Source organism: Endobacterium panacihumi (assembly GCF_050847465.1).
GTDB lineage: Bacteria > Pseudomonadota > Alphaproteobacteria > Rhizobiales > Rhizobiaceae > Neorhizobium > Neorhizobium panacihumi.
On sequence record NZ_JBOZRA010000001.1, the window covers coordinates 155,700 to 172,356 of the forward strand.

The window sequence follows — 16,657 nt, forward strand, 5'->3', positions numbered from 1 at the left end:
ATGACCCGCACCGTTTATCTCAATGGCCAGTGGCTGCCTGAAGACCAGGCGAAAGTCTCGATCTTCGACCGCGGCTACACATTCGCCGATGCGATCTATGAGGTGACGGCGGTGATCGGCGGCAAGCTTCTCGATTTTCCCGGCCATACCGCTCGCCTGAAACGGTCGCTGGCGGCGATCGGTATTCCTATGCCTGTGAGCGAAGCCGAACTTCTCGACCTGCATCACGAGATCGTTGAAAAGAACGGTCTGAGCGAGGGGCTCGTCTATCTGCAGATCTCGCGTGGTGCCGAGGATCGGAATTTTTTGTTTTCCGACACTCTGACGCCGACCTTTTCGATGTTCACGCAGGTCGCACCGTTGCTCTCCAACCCGAAGGCGGAGACCGGGCTAGCCGTCCTGTCCGTGCCTGACGGACGCTGGGCGAACCGGCAGATCAAGACGGTGCAGCTGCTGTTTTCCTCGCTCGCCAAGATGGAAGCCAAACGGCAGGGCGCCGATGACGTGATCTTTGTCGAGAACGGGCTGATCACCGAAGCAAGTTCGGCGAATTTTCATATCATCACCAAGGCAGGTGTGCTGGTGACGCGGCAGCTCTCCAATGCACTTCTGCACGGCATCACCCGCGGTTCGGTGCTGGGATTGGCGGCCAAGGCCGATCTCACATTCGAGGAGCGGGCGTTTTCGGTGGAAGAGGCGCTCGATGCAAAGGAAGCTTTTATCACCTCTGCCGGCGCTTTTGTTCTGCCCGTGGTGACGATCGACGGCAAAGCCATCGGCAATCGCAGGCCCGGCGCCCATACGCTGAAATTGCGTGAAATCTATATCGAAAACCAGATCGCAAACGCCATCGGTCGCTGAGGCAGGACTAGGCCATATGCACATGAGGTGGGCGACGCAGAAATAAGCGTCGTCCAATTTTGCGGCAAGAATGCCCATAAATTGACTTTTTGCATAAAAAGTCGGCGATGATCTGCCTCAGTTCGGGCGGCCGGGTTTCTTGTCGTCTTCGTGCAACGCCACTTCATGATACCAGGAGCCGCCGAAAGCGAGATCGGAAAGTGCTGCGCTTGGCGCTGTCTCTGGTGCCGATGCGGTCTGGGTGCGGGATGGGCTCTTGCCCTGCCAGCCAGCGCGGCCGCCGACCGGAAATTGCAGAACTGTTGCTGTCTGTCTTTCGAAACTCGTAGCCATGATTTTCGTCCGATGTCGTGTGGTTACGTCCGCACGGCCGTATTTGCACATCATTTATTCCATAAGCCTGAAATTAAGTCAAGAATCAGGTGAATAAATGTGCATTCTGCATATTATTTGATCATATTGGCCGAATTGTCTTTCGGCATGGTCAAAGTGCTTGTTTTATGTGCCAACGGTTGCCGGTTGCAAATTGTTCCTCAGGTAGAACTGCCGCAAAAATCCTCATGGTGCATTTTTCATCTCTTTCGATGTCCGGCTCTTGATCGACTTTGTGCGCTGCGGAATCGATTTTTTCGGGCTGAAATTGAATCTGGCACGGCGCGTGCATCGTATCTGGCATCCATGATGGACCGGTCCCAATGTGTGGTCGGCCGTTTGGTGTTGCGCTCATTCAGACAGCATCAGTAGAGAGAAGAGATGACGAAATTTAAGCTCGAGTACATTTGGCTGGACGGCTACACTCCGGTTCCGAACCTTCGCGGTAAAACGCAGGTCAAGGAATTCGACGCCTTCCCGACGCTGGAACAGCTGCCGCTCTGGGGCTTTGATGGTTCGTCCACGATGCAGGCCGAAGGCCGCTCGTCCGACTGTGTTCTCAAGCCGGTCGCCATCTATCCGGATCCGGCCCGCACCAATGGTGTGCTGGTCATGTGCGAAGTCATGATGCCGGATGGCGTCACGCCGCACGCGTCCAATTCCCGCGCCACCATCCTCGACGACGAAGACGCATGGTTCGGCTTCGAGCAGGAATATTTCTTCTACGAAAACGGTCGCCCGCTCGGCTTCCCGGAACAGGGTTATCCGGCTCCGCAGGGTCCGTATTATTGCGGCGTCGGCGCCAGCAATGTCGGCCCGGTCGCGCGCGAAATCGTCGAAGAGCATCTCGACCAGTGCCTTGCTGCCGGCATCAACCATGAAGGCATCAACGCTGAAGTGGCCAAGGGCCAGTGGGAATTCCAGATTTTCGGCAAGGGCTCCAAGCGCGCCGCCGACCAGATTTGGATGGCCCGTTACCTGCTGCAGCGCCTGACGGAACAGTACGGCATTGACGTCGAATACCACTGCAAGCCGCTCGGCGACACCGACTGGAACGGCTCGGGCATGCACTGCAACTTCTCGACCAAGTACATGCGCGAAGTTGGCGGCAAGGACTATTTCGAAGCCCTGATGGCGCAGTTCGAAAAGAACCTCGATGCCCACATCGCCGTTTACGGCCCGGACAACGACAAGCGCCTGACCGGCAAGCACGAAACGGCTCCGTGGAACAAGTTCTCCTACGGTGTCGCCGACCGCGGTGCCTCGATCCGCGTTCCGCATTCCTTCGTCAACAACGGTTACAAGGGTTACCTTGAAGATCGCCGTCCGAACAGCCAGGGCTGCCCTTACCAGATCGCTTCTCAGGTTCTGAAGACGATCTCGGAAGTGCCGCTGGCGAAGTCCGCTGCCGCTTAAGTCTCCCAAGACTTTTTAGAAAAGCCGCCGATTGCGAAAGCAGTCGGCGGCTTTTTGGTTTGAGAATTTTGCGGCACCGTTACGCTGCGCCGGCCGGGTCGCCCACCGGTAGCAGTGCCGGGTCAAGTGGTGGGTCGTTCGGATTTTTGCTGTCGCCGGGGTCCTTTACAGGCGGAACCGGCGGTTTCTCCTGTACGCGGTCGGGGATGCCGGGTGTTGGGGTTGGGCCGCGCGGGGTGTCTGCTTCCGGGGTCGGGATCGGATCGCGATTGGGCATGTCCTGTCTCCTTGTCCTTGTTTTCATAAAGACAACCAGCGCCGCGGCCAGAGGTTCCCGATCGTGATCGGACCTGCGCGCATTTACCAATCCCCATATAACTGTCGTAAAACGCGAGTGAAGCTGCATTTTCGATTCGACAAGAACTCCGACATTCGTTACCGGTTAAACGATTAATCACCTGCATTACTGTCCACTCGGCGAACGTTGCTTTGATGTCACGTCAGAAACCTAGGCTTGCAAGAATTGCGGATGCCCTTGGCGTTTCCACCGCCACGGTTTCCAATGCTTTGTCCGGCAAAGGGCGCGTATCGCCTGAACTGGCAGAGCGTATTCGCGCTACGGCGACCGAACTCGGTTATGTGCCGAGCGTTGCCGGTCGGGCGCTTCGTACCGGCCGCAGTGGTGTTCTGGGTCTGGTTCTGGCCGATATCAGCAATCCGCTGTTTCCGAAGCTTGCTCAGGCGATCGAAAATGCCGCATCCAAGCTCGGTTACGGCATTCTGATCGCCGACTCCCATGGGGATGTGGCGGCGCAGACGCAGGCGATCGAGAGGCTGATCGAGCGTGGTGTCGATGGCATGATCGTCGTTCCGCGCCGAGGCACCTGGGTGACGGGGGCCAGCTGTCCGGTTGCTGTTATCGATAGTCCTTCGACGCCCGGCAACACGGTCGCCGCCGACCACTGGTCCGGCGGGCAGGGCCTTGGCCTTCATCTTTGTTCCCTTGGTCACAAGCATGTGCTTCTGCTCGGCAACAGCACCGCATCCAACGTGCAGAACGATCGCCTTGGCGGCGTGAAGGCGGGGCTCGGCAATGCCAGGGTCGAGACGGTCTGGATCGAAAAGCTGGAATCGCAGACGGGGCAGGGCTGTTCGCTGGGCTTAGCCGATGCGGTGGCGCGCGGTGTGACGGCGATTGCCGCAGTTACTGATCTTGTGGCGCTGCGTGCGCTTACCGAATTGCAGCGTGCCGGTATTGCCGTGCCGGAAGATGTCAGCCTGACCGGTTTCGATGATCTGATCTGGTCCTCGGTGGTCACGCCCGGGTTGACGACCATGCGCATGGATGTCGCGACCATTGCCGATATTGCCATCGCCGCGGTGCTGGAGGCGATCAATCTGCCGCATTCCCATGGGCCACGCGGTACTGACGGTAACACCGTGACGGCCAGCCGGCCGAAAGTGCCGATGGAGCTGGTAATCCGCCAATCCACCGGGCCTGCCAAAACATCTGCATCCCGTAACGATAATAAACCAACACACCTCACAGCAGGAGAACTGATCCCATGAACAAGGTCATGCTCGCATCGAGCGTCGCGCTGATGCTCTCCACCGGAGCCGCCCATACTGCGTTTGCGCAGGAAAAGACCCTGACGATTTCGGTCTATGCGCTGGCGCAGGATGAATACAAGAAGATCGTCTATACCCCGTTTGAAGAAAAATGCGGCTGCAAACTGGTTGTCGAGACCGGCAATAGCGTCGAACGCATTGCCAAGATGGATGCCAACAAGGCCAATCCGGTGGTCGACATGGCCGTGGTTTCGATGGCGGATGCGCTGTCGGCTGCTCGCGCCGGCCTGATCGACAAGATCGATACCTCGAAGATCGCCAGCTTCAACCAGCTTTATGATATCGCCAAGGACCCGAACGGCGACGGCATGAGCATCGGCTACACATTTTACGCCACCTCGATCGCCTATCGTTCCGACAAGATGAAGATCGAAAGCTGGGCCGATCTCCTGAAGCCGGAATATGCGGCCCATATCGCGTGGCCGAATGTCACCACCAATCAGGGCCCGCCGTCGCTTTACATGCTCGGTCAGGCGCTCGGCAAGGATACGCCGGATCTCGCCGCCCCGATCGAAGCCGTTGGCGCCGCCAAGGACGATATCGTCACCTTCTATGAAAAGTCCTCGCAGTTGGTTCAGCTGATGCAGCAGGAAGAAATCTGGGCAGCGCCGATCGGCCGCTTCACCTGGGCGCCCTTCACCAAGCTCGACATGCCGATCGCATGGGCAACGCCGAAGGAAGGCCAGACCGGCGGCATGAACGTCATGATCGTCACCAAGAACTCCAAGAACCGTGATCTGGCGCTTCAGTTCATGGATTTCTGGCTCTCGGCCGACACGCAGGCAAAGCTCGCCGAAGCGCTGATCGACAGCCCGGCCAATAAGGAAGCGAAGGTTTCCGAAGCGGCTGCCAAGAACCTGACCTATGGCGAGGAAACCGCCAAGAGCCTGAAACTGATCCCGTCGGCTGTGGCGCTCGATAACCGCGCCGGCTGGCTGAAGAGCTGGAACGAGAAGGTCGGGCAGTAAGCTTTTGATTGGGGCAAGTTGCCCCTCACCCTGACCTTCTCCCCGTTTTGACGGGGAGAGGGGACTTGCCTTGCTTGCCGTTCAGTCATTGGGGCAAGGCAGTGCCACATCTCCCTTCTCCCCGCCTGCGGGGAGAAGGTGCCGGCAGGCGGATGAGGGGCAACCCCACCCGCCGTGGCAGACTTGATACGACACCGAAGAAAGACAAAACATGTTCCAAAACAGGGCCGAGGCCCTCGCACTGGCATTGCCGGCCGCGCTGTTCGCAGCGGCGGTCTTCATTGCGCCGGTGGTGATCCTCCTCTCCGATGGTTTCAGGGCGCCGGGTGGCGGCTGGACGATTTCCGCCTATACGGAATTTTTCTCCAGCTCGCTCAATCAGGCGGTGTTCCTGCGCACGCTGAAACTCGGTGTGCTCGTCACCATCGTGGCGGCGGTCATCGGTTATGCGGCGGCATTCGCCATCGTCAGCCTCGAACCCGGCAAGAAGGGCAAGGTCACCGGCCTGATCGTGCTGCCGCTGATGATTTCGCCCGTTGCGCGCACCTATGCGTGGATCGTCATTCTCGGCCGCACCGGCATCGTCAATCAGGCGTTTCAGGCGCTCGGCATCAGCGAAGCGCCGTTGCGCATCCTGTTTTCGGAAACCGCCATCTTCATCGGCCTTCTGCAGCTTTTCCTGCCGCTGATGATCATTTCGCTGATCTCGGCGCTTGAAAACATGCCCAAGGACGCGATTCCGGCGGCCCGCGTGCTGGGCGCCAACTGGTTCCAGGTGTTCTGGAAAGTCATCCTGCCGCTCACCAAGGAAGGTGTCGTCATCGGCGGCACGCTGGTCTTCACAGGCTGCCTCACCGCCTATATCACGCCCGCCATTCTCGGCGGCTCCAAGGTGCTGATGCTGGAAACCCTGCTGTATCAGCAGGTCACGGTTTCGAACAACTTTGTCGCCGCCAGCGTTATCGCGCTGATCCTTATCGTCATGAGCTTTGCCGCCAATATCCTGCTGAAACGTGTCGCCACCGCGCGCAACAAAACGAGGACCGCGCGATGATGGCCCGCAATCTCTTCATTCCGATCACGCTCGGCCTCGTCATCGCCTTCCTGATCGGCCCGTTCCTGATCATCGTCGCCGCCTCGTTTTCGGCCGGCGAAACGCTGGCCTTTCCGCCGCAGGGCTTTTCGCTACGCTGGATTGCCAAAGTCTTCACCGTCGAAAGCTTTCGCGACAGTTTTTACATGTCGATGTTCCTTGCCATCGGCGGCACGCTCGCGGCCCTGATCCTCGGCATCCCGGCTTCCTATGCGCTGTCGCGCTACAAGCTGCCGGGCGCTGAAACCATTCGCACCATCGTGTCGGCACCGATCATCGTGCCCGGCATCATCGTCGGCCTGTCTCTGCTGCGTTACATCGTCGTGCCGTTTCAGGTCGGCATCACTCTGGCGCTGTTCCTGGCGCATACGGCGCTGATCCTGCCCTATGCGGTGCGTGTCGTCTCCGCCAGCCTCGGCAACCTGCGCTCCGACATCGAGGAGGCGGCGGTTCTGCTCGGCTCGTCACGGCTCGGCGCATTTTTTCGCGTCGTGCTGCCCAACATCCGCGGCGGCATCATGTCGGCCTTCATTCTCGGCTTCGTCACCTCGTTCAATCAGGTGCCGGTCTCGCTGTTTCTCTCGGGTCCCGGTGTGCGCACGCTGCCGGTCGACATGATCGCCTATATGGAAATCGTCTTCGACCCCTCCGTCGCAGCCCTCTCTGCGCTGCTCGCCTTCATGTCCATCGGCATCGTTTTCCTCGCCGAACGTTTTCTGGGGTTCTCCCGTTATGTCTGATCCAAATTTCCTCACCCTCGAAAACCTGACGCTTGCCTATGGCGACACCGTTGCCGTCAAGGACCTCAACCTCACCATCGGCAAGGGCGAACTCGTCGCTTTCCTTGGGCCATCGGGCTGCGGCAAGACCACGACCATGCGTGCCATCGCCGGCCTTTTGTCGCCGGCCTCCGGCCATGTGAAGCTGGATGGTATCGATATCACCCGCGTTTCGGCCAACAAGCGCAATGTCGGCCTGATGTTCCAGTCCTATGCGCTTTTCCCGCATCTTTCGGTTTATGAAAATGTCGCCTTCGGCCTGCGCCTGAAAAAGACTCCGGCAGCCGAACTCGACAAGCGCGTCAAGGCAGGCATCACTTCCGTCGGCCTGACCGATTATGCCGATCGCAAGCCGGGCGAATTGTCCGGTGGTCAGCAGCAGCGCGTGGCGCTCGCCCGTTCCATGGTGATGGAGCCAAAGGTTCTGTTGCTCGACGAGCCGTTGTCCAACCTCGATGCCCGCCTTCGCCTCGACATGCGCTCCGAGCTGCAGCGCGTGCAGAAGGAAACCGGCGTGACGATGATTTTTGTCACGCATGATCAGGGCGAAGCACTTTCTTTGGCTGATCGCATTGTTGTGATGAAGCGAGGTGCTATAGAACAGATAGGATCGCCGGAAGATATCTATAACCGCCCCACTTCCGCCTTCGTTGCAGACTTCGTTGGCTTCGAGAATATCTTTGAACTTTCAGACGGACGACTGAAGACCCAAAAGGGTCCGGTCGAACTTTCCGGACCAGTCCCGGTAGCGGCGGGACTGGCCTGGCGGCCGCGCATGGTCACCCTGGGCTCAGGTCCTTTCCAGGGAACCGTGCGCGGTGCATCCTTTGCCGGCAACAGCCGCGAATACCTGCTCGATACGCCGCTTGGGCCGATCAAGGCCGAAGTCGATGCTGCCCTGCCGTCGCATGAACTCGGTGCCGAACTGGCTTTCGATCTGCCGGTCGGCGCCGCTGCGCAATTGCGCACGTTCGGTTAAGGCGGGTAACGGGCATGGGTGTGTGGATCGATACCGATATGGGTTTTGACGACATCGCCGCCATCATGGTGGTCGATGCCGCAAGCCAGTCGCGGCCGGAATTTTCCATCGATGGCGTGTCGTTGGTTGTCGGCAATGCGCCGCTCGATCAGGTGAAGCGCAATGCGGCCGGTGCTGCTCATGCCTTCGGCTGGCGGTTTCCGATCTACTCCGGCCGTGCGTTGCCGGTGCTCGGCAAGCTGGAAACCGCCACCTCCATCCTCAGCGATCATGGTATGCCGACTGCGGGTCAACGCCTGCCCGAGGTTGCCATGCCTGCCATGGGCGATGCCTTCGAGGCCTTGTGCCGCTGGCTGGAAGGCGAGGGGCCGCGCCGCATCCTCGCGCTTGGCCCACTCACCAATATCGCCGCCGTGGCGCTGGCAAGGCCCGATCTTGCCGCCCGCATCACCGATCTCGTGTGGATGGGCGGTGCAGTGACATCAGGCAATCACACGGCATCGGCCGAATTCAACGCCTTTGCCGATCCGGAAGCGATCGCCATCGTGCTGGCGCATGGCATTCCGTTCAAATTGGTCGATCTCGATCTTTGCCGTCAGGTTCTGGCAGCCCCTTCGGATGTCGAACCGGTGCGTGGCTCCGGTGGCCGCAATGCGGCCCTGATCGCCGATCTTCTTGACGGGTTCATCGCCATCGCAACCAGCCGCGGCCGCCCTGCCATGGCGCTTTACGATGCCGTCGCGGCCGTCGCCTTTATCGATGAAAGCCTCGTCGAGTGGCGACCGGCGCGCATCGATGCCGAACTTGCGGGAACCGTCACACGCGGCCGCACCGTGGTCGAAACGCGATCCGGCAAGGCCGAATTCAACGCCGCCTATGCTGCGGCGATCGAGGTCGATCCTGCGCGGTCGATTATTCTGGAAACTTTGCGACTGGAGGGAAGCCGTTGAACGATATCATCATCAACGTCCACAAATTCACCGATCCCGACCTGCGCAGCCGCGCCATTGCCGCTGCCCGCGGCGATGCGCCTTTCGATATCCTCATCACCGGCGGTACGCTGGTGGATGTGATGACCGAAGAGCGCCGCCTGGCAGATATCGGCATTGTCGGACCGATCATCGCCAGCGTACATGCGCCGGGCAGCCGTTCCGATGCTGCTGAGATCATTGATGCCAGTGGCGCCTTCATCACGCCCGGCCTGATCGACATGCACATGCATATCGAAAGCTCGATGGTGACGCCCTCCACTTACGCGGCCTCCGTCATGCCGCATGGCGTCACCACGATTGTCTGGGACCCGCATGAATTCGGCAATGTGCATGGCGTCGATGGCGTCCGCTGGGCCGTCGAGGCGATCAAGGAACTGCCGCTGCGCTCCGTCGTGCTGGCGCCGTCCTGCGTGCCGTCTGCTCCCGGCTTTGAGACTGCAGGCGCCGATTTCGATGCTTCGGTGATCGAGGAACTGCTGCTCTGGCCCAAGATTGGTGGTCTCGCCGAAGTCATGAACATGCGTGACGTGGTGAGCCGCGAACCGCGCATGGCGGCCATTATGCAGGTGGCGCTTGCTTCCGAAAAGCTGGTCTGCGGCCATGCGCGCAGTCTGACGGGCGGCGATCTCGCCGCCTTCATGGTTGCCGGTGTGACCTCCGATCACGAACTGACCTCCGCCGCCGACCTGATGGAAAAGCTGCGTGCCGGCCTGACCATCGAATTGCGCGGCTCACACGACCATCTGCTGCCGGAATTCGTGGAAGCGCTGAACACGCTTGGTCATCTGCCATCCGCGCTGACCTTGTGCTCCGATGATGTCTTCCCGGACGATCTGCTGAAGGGCGGCGGTCTTGATGATGTCGTGCGCCGTCTGGTGCGTTACGGCATGAAACCGGAATGGGCGCTGAAGGCGGCGACCATCAATGCCTCCAACCGTCTCGACCGCGCCGATCTCGGCCTGATCGCTGCCGGTCGCCGTGCCGATATCGCCATTTTCGAGGATCTTGCCGATTTCCGCGCCCGCCATGTGTTTGCAAGCGGCACCGAGGTGGCGCAGGCGGGCAAGATGACCGTGGCAACGCCGCTGATCGATACGTCGCCGCTGACGGATTCCGTCAAGCTCTCGCAGCTCACGGAAAACGATTTCCGTGTTGCTTCCAACGGTTCACGGGTGAAGCTCGCCGTGATCGACCGTCCGCGCTTTACGCAATGGGCGGAAGCGGAAGCCGATGTCGTCGACGGTTATGTCGTGCCGCCTGCCGGCACCACGATGATTGCCGTCACGCATCGTCACGGTGTTGCGGAAACCTCGACCAAGGTCGGTTTCCTCGGCAGCTGGGGCAATTGGCGTGGTGCGTTTGCAACGACGGTTGCGCATGACAGCCATAACCTCACCGTGTTCGGCGGCAATGCCGTCGACATGGCGGTGGCCGCCAATGCGGTGATCGAAGCCGGTGGCGGTCTCGCCGTCGCATCAGAGGGCAAGGTTATCGCAATCCTGCCTTTGCCGCTGTCCGGCCTCGTGTCGGATGCTCCATTGTCGGAGATCGCGGAAGGCTTTGCCGCGGTTCGCTCGGCTATGGACACGATCGTTGAATGGCAGCCGCCCTATCTCGTCTTCAAGGCATGCTTCGGCGCAACGCTCGCCTGTAATGCCGGGCCTCACCAGACTGACCGGGGCGTTGCAGACGTCGTGACCGGAAAGCTTCTGGAGACACCCGTCATCGAGACGTTGCGCTGATGCGTTCGCCGGGGGCGAGGCCTACAGCGCCGTGCGCCATATATGGCGCACAAAGGACGCTGTAGTTCTTTGGACTGGTGCATCGTACTTTCCGAAAACCGTTCCGGTTTTCGGAAAGTACGATGCATTAGGACCTCGTCTCCGGCGACATGGCACCGGCAAACATGTAACCGACACCCCGTACCGAACGGATCAGGTGCGGCTTGGCGGGATCGGCCTCAATCTTCTTGCGTAGACGGGCCACCTGCGCGTCGATAGACCGGTCGAACACGTCGAGATCGCGGCCGCGCGTCTGGTTCATCAGCACTTCGCGGGTGAGAACGCGGCCGGCATTGCGGGCGAGAACCGTCAGCATGTCGAATTCGCCGGTTGTCAGTTCTATCTCCTGACCTGCCGGATCCAGCAGCCGGCGGCGTGACTGTTCCAGCCTCCAGCCATCGAATTCGATCGTGTCGGATGGTTCTGCGACATGCACCTCCACAGGCCTGCGGCGGCGCAAAATGCTGCGCACGCGAGCAAGCACTTCACGCAGGTGAAACGGTTTGGCCATGTAATCATCCGCACCGACTTCCAGTCCGACGATACGGTCGAGGACATCGTCGCGGCCGGTCAGCATGATGATCGGGATATCGGACGTGGTACGGATTTCGCGCGCCAGCGTCAGCCCGTCCTCGCTTTGCGGCAGAACGAGATCAAGCAGGATCAGGTCGATCGTGTGTTCGGCCAATGTCTTGCGCATGCCGGCGCCATCCGCAGCACCATGCACGACAAAACCCTCATCCTCGAAGTAGCGCTGCACCATCTGGCGAATTCTCGCCTCGTCATCCACAATCAGGATATGGTCCGCACGCTTCTCGATTTTCGCCATTCGCAGCCCGACTCAAAGTCTCTGTTACACACCGTTACACGATTTAACGCACGGTAACATGCACGGCATCAACGTGTCACCGCGACGCAGCAAAAGAGAACCTGTCAAATGTCATTGGGGTTTCAGGGGATTTCGAGATGCTCTCGGTTGCATATAGTGCTGAAGCAAAACAGGTAACAGCTGCACGGCTTGTTCCGCAGCCGGAACGGTTGGAAGAACTTTTTTGCGCAGTGCCGCGCGAATCTTTTGAAGCTGGCGAAGGTGTGTTCTGGGAAGGCGATCAGGCTGACCACGTGTTCAAGGTTTCGGAAGGCGTTCTGCGCGTTTTCAAGATCATCGCAGACGGTCGCCGCGTCATCACCGGTTTCCTGTATGCCGGTGACCTCGTCGGTCTGTCGCTGAAGGATCGGTATCTCTACAGCGCCGAAGCGGTCACGCCGGTTCGCCTGCGTCGCCTTGCTCGCAAGCCCTTTGCCGAAGCGCTGGAAAAATGGCCCGACCTGCGGCCGCAGTTCTTCGCCCGCGTTTGTGACGAAATGGCAACCGCTCAGGACCAGATGGTGCTTCTGTCGCGCAAGAGCGCCGAGGAACGTGTCGCCACCTTCCTGATGCTGCTTGCCCGTCGCCTGCACGGTTGCCACCCGATCGGTCGCCGCATTCATCTGCCGATGAGCCGCCTTGATATGGCCGACTATCTCGGGCTCACCATCGAAACCGTCTCGCGCACGCTGACCAAGCTGGTCTCGCGCGGTGTCATCAGTCCCGAAGGTCGCCATGATTTTGCGATCTGCAAACCGGGAAAACTGCTTGCGCTCTGCGGTGATGGCGATAGTTACGAAGAGGCGATCGACCGCGAGCCGAAGATGCGGCAGGCGATCTGGCCGCACTAAGGCCAGGATTGGGATACGGCATGGACGACCAAATTCTCGAACAGGGCGAGGGCGACCTCGCCCTCAAGCTTTCTGCACTCGACCCGTTGCACATCGTCGTGCACGATTCGGAAGGCATCATCCGCAGTTGGAGCACCGGCAGCGGCAGGCTTTTTGGCTGGTCCGCGTCTGATGCGGTCGGCAGCACTCTGACCGATATTCTGGCGCCTGAAGAAACGCTGTCCATCCCCGAGATCGACGCTGTCATCCGTATGTATGGTCGCTGGAAGGGTAATCTGGTTTATCGCCACCGTGACGGTCACCCGATCTCGGTTCTCAGCCGGTGGCTGCATCTGCCGCGGCCGAACGGCCAGCCGCCGCTGATCATGCAGGTCAACGAGGATTTCGAGGCGGCCGCGACCATCCGTGAGGATCTTGCCGCACGCGAAGCGCATTTCCGCTCCATCCTGCAGACCGTGCCGGAAGCCATGGTCGTGATCGACGAACTCGGCATCATCACCTCCTTCAGCTCCGCTGCCGAAGACCTGTTCGGTTACCAGGCAAGCGAGGTCGAGGGACGCAACGTCTCCATGCTGATGCCGAATCCGGACCGCGAGAACCACGACCGCTACATCGGCAAATATCTCGCCACCGGCCATCGCCGCATCATCGGCATCGGCCGCGTCGTCAAGGGTCTGCGCAAGGACGGGACGACATTCCCCATGGAACTGGCGGTTGGCGAGGCTCTCTCCAACGGCAAGCGTGTGTTCACCGGTTTCGTGCGCGACCTCACCAGCCGCCACAAGATCGAGGAAGAATTGCGCCAGGCGCAGAAGATGGAAGCGATCGGCCAGCTGACCGGCGGTCTCGCCCACGATTTCAACAATCTCCTCACCATCATCAGCGGCAATCTCGAAATCGCCGAGGCCAAGGTCACCGATCCCAAGGTGCAGGTGCTGCTGCGCGAAGCGCAGGGTGCCACCGATGACGGCGCCAAGCTGACCGGCCAGCTTTTGGCGTTTGGCCGCAAGCAGCCGCTCAACCCCAAACTGACCGATCTCGGCCAGATGATCGCCAGCTTCTCCGAGCTGATCCGCCGCACGATCGGTGACCGCATCGAGTTGCGCACGGTCGTCACCGGCGGCGCCAACGAAGCGCTGGTTGACGGGCCGCAATTGCAGAACGTGCTTTTGAACCTGACGCTGAATGCCCGCGATGCGATGCCGGAGGGCGGCGAGCTGTCGATCGAGGTCAGCCGCGTCTATCTCGATCAGGATTATGCGCAGATGTACCCGGAAATGCGGGCCGGCGAATATGTGCTGATCGCCGTCACCGATACCGGCATGGGCATGAGTGAGGATGTGAAGGTACGCGCCTTCGAGCCGTTCTTCACCACCAAACATGGCGGCGGCGGAACGGGTCTCGGCCTGAGCATGGTCTATGGTTTCGTGCGCCAGTCGGGCGGCCATATCCAGCTGGAAAGCGAATTGGGTCAGGGTACAAGCCTGCGGTTGTTCCTGCCGTCCGTGACGCGCCAGTCGATGGCGCTGGAGGATTCCTCGGCGACGATCGATCAGCCGGCAATTGCGGCAGGCCATGAGCCGGTTCTGGTGGTGGAAGACGATGCGCGTGTCCGCCGCATCGCCGTGGCGCGGCTGGAGACGGCGGGTTACACGGTGCATCAGGCCGGTGGAGGCGTGGAAGCGCTGGAAATTCTCGGCAACAATCCGGAGATCGTGCTTCTGTTCACCGATGTTGCCATGCCCGGCATGTCGGGAGACAAGCTGGCGCAGGAGGTGCGAAAGCGCCGGCCTGACATCAAGGTGCTGTTCACCTCAGGTTTTGCCGAGCCTGACGTGGCGCTGCGTCAGTTCGCAGAACATTCGGCGTGGCTGAAGAAGCCGTATACGGCGCGTGACCTGGCGGCGCAGATGCGGGCATTGCTGGACTGAGGTTCTCGCTTGTGGTTCGGCTGGTATTTGTTGGGAGCTAGACGGTGCGGCTTGCCTCTTCTCCCCGCCTGCGGGGAGAAGGTCCGGAGCGACAGCGAGGGGATGAGGGGCTGCCGTAAACGCTGAGTTTGAGGCCTTTGCCCCTCATCCGCCTGCCGGCACCTTCTCCCCGTTTTACAGGGAGAAGGGTCTATGCCGCACCGTCCATTTCCGCACGCAAATGACCCAGCCACTTACACCGGCTGCAAATGTATCGCCCGCGATTTCATAGTCTCCTGAAACATTTCCTGACGGCCGATATAGATTATCGCGGTCTCTTTCATCTCGTCCATCACTTTGAGGATCTCTTCCTGCGTTTCCGGCTCCAGCCCTTCCAGCGCATCGTCGAGGATCAGCCATTTTGGCGCGGTGAGGAGCACGTTGGCGAGGCGCAGACGGGCCTGGTCATCTTCTTCCAGAATTCTGTCCCAGCGCTCGTGTTTGTCGAGATCCGGTATCAGGCGCTCCAGCCCGGCGCGCTTGAGCGCATCGCCGATTGCGGAATCGCCAAATACTGATGCATCGCGTGGATAGGTAATGGCGTCGCGCAGTGCCGTGTCGGGAAAATAGCGTTTCTGCGGCATGAACAGGATATCAGCCTGAGGCGGCAGCCGGATTTCACCCTTGCCCCATTGCCATAGGCCGGCCATCGCCTGGAACAGTAGATGGCGGTTGACGCTGGCATCGCCGTTGACCATCACCCGCTCGCCCGGACCGATGACGATTTCCGCTTCGGGGATCTTCAGGCCACGATCTGTGGGTGTGCCGGGTGGGCCGGGCAGGATGCTAAGGTTGCGCAGCACCATTTGCTGTTCTTCACCGTATGCCTGCGTCAGGTCCGATTGGACGATATCGGGTTCATCCATTTCCAGAAGTGCCTTGCGGAAGGTGGAGACGCGATAGAGAGCGGCCTTCCAGTCGGCGATCTGGCGGAAATTGTCGATATACCAGCGCAGGGCCGCATTGACCTGGGTAAACGCGCCGACCGCCACCATCAGCCAGCCGAAGGACAACATGCCGTTGAAATAGACCGGTGAGGCGATCAGGATCGGCGCCACCAGTGTCAGCCAGCCAAAACCGGAGGAGACCCAGGTGAGGTTGGTGATGGCAATCGCCTGCCGCCAGATGACGGCGAGAACCGTCGTGACCGCATGCTGGATTTGCCCACGTTCGCTGCCTTCGCCTCTGGCCAGCGTGATCGAGGCAAGGTTCTCGTTGGCATGCATCAGCGAGAAGCGCAGTTCGGCTTCCTTGGAATACCGCTCGGCATTGATGGCCGGAAGGCGGCGGCCGACAAAACTGCTGAGCAGCGAGGCCGTGCCGGCGTAAACAAGCGCTGCCCAGACCATGTAGCCGGGAATGGCGATATGGTGGCCATAGAGATTGAAGGCGAAATCGGCGGAAATTTCCCAGAGCACGCCGATGAAGCTGACAAGCAGGATCGACGAACTGACGAGGCCGATCGACAGCGAGGTGGTGATTTCTGCCAGATTGCGGGCATCTTCGTGCAGGCGCTGGTCGGGATTGACGCCGATTGCGCCAAAATTGGCAAGCTTCATGGCCCGCCCGGCCTTCATCCATTGATCGATCAGGTCGCGTGTCAGGCCCTCGCGCATGTAAAGCGCCATCATCTGGTTGAGAAAGGCCTGAATGACATTGAGCACCAGCAGTACGCCGGCAATGACCGCAAACACTTCGAGCTGGATCAGGAAGGCATCGAGATCGCGGCGCTGCAAGCTGTCATAGAACGGCGCGTTCCAGCTGTTGAGGCGATATTGGAAGTAGGTGGTGGCAAGGATGATGACGAGGAGGAAAACAGCGAGGGCGACGATACGGGTCTTGATCCTTGTGCCCCAGAAGGCTCCGAGCATCATGCGCAATTGTGCGAGAAAACCGAAATTCGCGGAGTTGATATCAAGCTGGGCGAGTTGTGTTTCGCTCTCGGTTATCTGCGCCATGCAATCATTCCATCACAGCAAGCGGGATGCAGCTTTCATCCTTGATGATAACTGCAAAAGGTTAAGCGGGTTTTCTTGCGTGGATGCAAGTCGCCGCATCCTGCAACTCATGGCGCAAACCCTTGTAAAACCGCCGTCTG

The 16,657-nt window shown here is 59.9% G+C and carries 16 protein-coding genes; 11 read left to right on the forward strand and 5 right to left on the reverse strand.

The window, feature by feature from the left end; genetic code table 11:
* Complete coding sequence (locus tag ACRQ1B_RS00715) at positions 1-861, forward strand: D-amino-acid transaminase (RefSeq protein ID WP_432291765.1); 861 nt, start codon at positions 1-3, stop codon at positions 859-861.
* Between the two features lie 117 nt (positions 862-978).
* On the opposite strand, the gene ACRQ1B_RS00720 is transcribed toward ACRQ1B_RS00715, so the two are convergent.
* Both ACRQ1B_RS00720 and ACRQ1B_RS00725 read right to left on the reverse strand, forming a co-directional pair.
* Positions 979-1,194, reverse strand: a complete 216-nt coding sequence (locus ACRQ1B_RS00720) for a DUF2735 domain-containing protein (protein WP_432291766.1) — start codon at positions 1,192-1,194, stop codon at positions 979-981.
* Between the two features lie 151 nt (positions 1,195-1,345).
* Complete coding sequence (locus ACRQ1B_RS00725) at positions 1,346-1,537, reverse strand: hypothetical protein (RefSeq protein ID WP_432291767.1); 192 nt, start codon at positions 1,535-1,537, stop codon at positions 1,346-1,348.
* Positions 1,538-1,614: 77 nt separating this feature from the next.
* Here ACRQ1B_RS00725 and ACRQ1B_RS00730 point away from each other — a divergent pair, with 77 nt between their 5' ends.
* Complete coding sequence (locus ACRQ1B_RS00730; protein ID WP_432291768.1) at positions 1,615-2,649, forward strand: glutamine synthetase beta-grasp domain-containing protein; 1,035 nt, start codon at positions 1,615-1,617, stop codon at positions 2,647-2,649.
* 79 nt (positions 2,650-2,728) lie between these two features.
* Here ACRQ1B_RS00730 and ACRQ1B_RS00735 read toward each other — a convergent pair whose 3' ends face one another.
* Entirely contained in the window at positions 2,729-2,926 is a 198-nt protein-coding gene (locus tag ACRQ1B_RS00735) for a hypothetical protein (RefSeq protein WP_432291769.1), read from the reverse strand.
* Positions 2,927-3,141: 215 nt separating this feature from the next.
* Between ACRQ1B_RS00735 and ACRQ1B_RS00740 the strand changes: the two genes are divergently transcribed.
* From ACRQ1B_RS00740 to ACRQ1B_RS00770, 7 genes are all read left to right on the forward strand, one after another.
* A complete protein-coding gene (locus ACRQ1B_RS00740; protein WP_432291770.1) occupies positions 3,142-4,218 on the forward strand; it encodes a LacI family DNA-binding transcriptional regulator in 1,077 nt (358 codons plus the stop codon).
* Positions 4,215-5,246 (forward strand): ABC transporter substrate-binding protein, encoded by a 1,032-nt coding sequence (locus ACRQ1B_RS00745; RefSeq protein ID WP_432291771.1) that lies wholly within the window; start codon positions 4,215-4,217, stop codon positions 5,244-5,246. The genes ACRQ1B_RS00740 and ACRQ1B_RS00745 overlap by 4 nt, the downstream gene beginning before the upstream one ends.
* 211 nt (positions 5,247-5,457) lie before the next feature.
* Entirely contained in the window at positions 5,458-6,300 is an 843-nt protein-coding gene (locus ACRQ1B_RS00750; protein WP_432291772.1) for an ABC transporter permease, read from the forward strand.
* Positions 6,300-7,079, forward strand: coding sequence for an ABC transporter permease (locus ACRQ1B_RS00755; protein ID WP_432293773.1), 780 nt, complete (start codon positions 6,300-6,302; stop codon positions 7,077-7,079). The genes ACRQ1B_RS00750 and ACRQ1B_RS00755 overlap by 1 nt, the downstream gene beginning before the upstream one ends.
* Complete coding sequence (locus tag ACRQ1B_RS00760) at positions 7,072-8,097, forward strand: ABC transporter ATP-binding protein (protein ID WP_432291773.1); 1,026 nt, start codon at positions 7,072-7,074, stop codon at positions 8,095-8,097. Before ACRQ1B_RS00755 ends, ACRQ1B_RS00760 begins: the two co-directional genes overlap by 8 nt.
* Before the next feature lie 14 nt (positions 8,098-8,111).
* Positions 8,112-9,047, forward strand: a complete 936-nt coding sequence (locus ACRQ1B_RS00765) for a nucleoside hydrolase (RefSeq protein ID WP_432291774.1) — start codon at positions 8,112-8,114, stop codon at positions 9,045-9,047.
* Positions 9,044-10,831 (forward strand): adenine deaminase, encoded by a 1,788-nt coding sequence (locus ACRQ1B_RS00770; RefSeq protein ID WP_432291775.1) that lies wholly within the window; start codon positions 9,044-9,046, stop codon positions 10,829-10,831. Before ACRQ1B_RS00765 ends, ACRQ1B_RS00770 begins: the two co-directional genes overlap by 4 nt.
* Before the next feature lie 127 nt (positions 10,832-10,958).
* Here ACRQ1B_RS00770 and ACRQ1B_RS00775 read toward each other — a convergent pair whose 3' ends face one another.
* Positions 10,959-11,699 carry a response regulator gene (locus ACRQ1B_RS00775; RefSeq protein ID WP_432291776.1) on the reverse strand — a complete coding sequence of 247 codons (741 nt, stop codon included), beginning with the start codon at positions 11,697-11,699 and terminating at the stop codon, positions 10,959-10,961.
* A gap of 137 nt (positions 11,700-11,836) precedes the next feature.
* Here ACRQ1B_RS00775 and ACRQ1B_RS00780 point away from each other — a divergent pair, with 137 nt between their 5' ends.
* Positions 11,837-12,589 (forward strand): Crp/Fnr family transcriptional regulator, encoded by a 753-nt coding sequence (locus tag ACRQ1B_RS00780; protein WP_432291777.1) that lies wholly within the window; start codon positions 11,837-11,839, stop codon positions 12,587-12,589.
* A 20-nt stretch (positions 12,590-12,609) separates the two neighbouring features.
* Positions 12,610-14,520: a hybrid sensor histidine kinase/response regulator gene (locus tag ACRQ1B_RS00785; protein ID WP_432291778.1), complete on the forward strand. Its 1,911-nt coding sequence runs from the start codon at positions 12,610-12,612 to the stop codon at positions 14,518-14,520.
* 233 nt (positions 14,521-14,753) lie between these two features.
* Here the strand turns inward: ACRQ1B_RS00785 and ACRQ1B_RS00790 are convergent, their stop codons facing one another.
* Complete coding sequence (locus tag ACRQ1B_RS00790) at positions 14,754-16,517, reverse strand: ABC transporter ATP-binding protein/permease (RefSeq protein WP_432291779.1); 1,764 nt, start codon at positions 16,515-16,517, stop codon at positions 14,754-14,756.
* Between the last annotated feature and the right edge of the window lie 140 nt (positions 16,518-16,657).

Coding starts and splice junctions, on each gene's coding strand:
- ACRQ1B_RS00785 (WP_432291778.1), top strand. CDS start 12,610: ATGGACGACCAAATTCTCGAACAGGGCGAGGGCGACCTCGCCCTCAAG.
- ACRQ1B_RS00780 (WP_432291777.1), top strand. CDS start 11,837: ATGCTCTCGGTTGCATATAGTGCTGAAGCAAAACAGGTAACAGCTGCA.
- ACRQ1B_RS00765 (WP_432291774.1), top strand. CDS start 8,112: ATGGGTGTGTGGATCGATACCGATATGGGTTTTGACGACATCGCCGCC.
- ACRQ1B_RS00775 (WP_432291776.1), bottom strand. CDS start 11,699: ATGGCGAAAATCGAGAAGCGTGCGGACCATATCCTGATTGTGGATGAC.
- ACRQ1B_RS00755 (WP_432293773.1), top strand. CDS start 6,300: ATGGCCCGCAATCTCTTCATTCCGATCACGCTCGGCCTCGTCATCGCC.
- ACRQ1B_RS00750 (WP_432291772.1), top strand. CDS start 5,458: ATGTTCCAAAACAGGGCCGAGGCCCTCGCACTGGCATTGCCGGCCGCG.
- ACRQ1B_RS00745 (WP_432291771.1), top strand. CDS start 4,215: ATGAACAAGGTCATGCTCGCATCGAGCGTCGCGCTGATGCTCTCCACC.
- ACRQ1B_RS00790 (WP_432291779.1), bottom strand. CDS start 16,517: ATGGCGCAGATAACCGAGAGCGAAACACAACTCGCCCAGCTTGATATC.
- ACRQ1B_RS00720 (WP_432291766.1), bottom strand. CDS start 1,194: ATGGCTACGAGTTTCGAAAGACAGACAGCAACAGTTCTGCAATTTCCG.
- ACRQ1B_RS00740 (WP_432291770.1), top strand. CDS start 3,142: ATGTCACGTCAGAAACCTAGGCTTGCAAGAATTGCGGATGCCCTTGGC.
- ACRQ1B_RS00735 (WP_432291769.1), bottom strand. CDS start 2,926: ATGCCCAATCGCGATCCGATCCCGACCCCGGAAGCAGACACCCCGCGC.
- ACRQ1B_RS00760 (WP_432291773.1), top strand. CDS start 7,072: ATGTCTGATCCAAATTTCCTCACCCTCGAAAACCTGACGCTTGCCTAT.
- ACRQ1B_RS00730 (WP_432291768.1), top strand. CDS start 1,615: ATGACGAAATTTAAGCTCGAGTACATTTGGCTGGACGGCTACACTCCG.
- ACRQ1B_RS00715 (WP_432291765.1), top strand. CDS start 1: ATGACCCGCACCGTTTATCTCAATGGCCAGTGGCTGCCTGAAGACCAG.
- ACRQ1B_RS00725 (WP_432291767.1), bottom strand. CDS start 1,537: ATGCCAGATACGATGCACGCGCCGTGCCAGATTCAATTTCAGCCCGAA.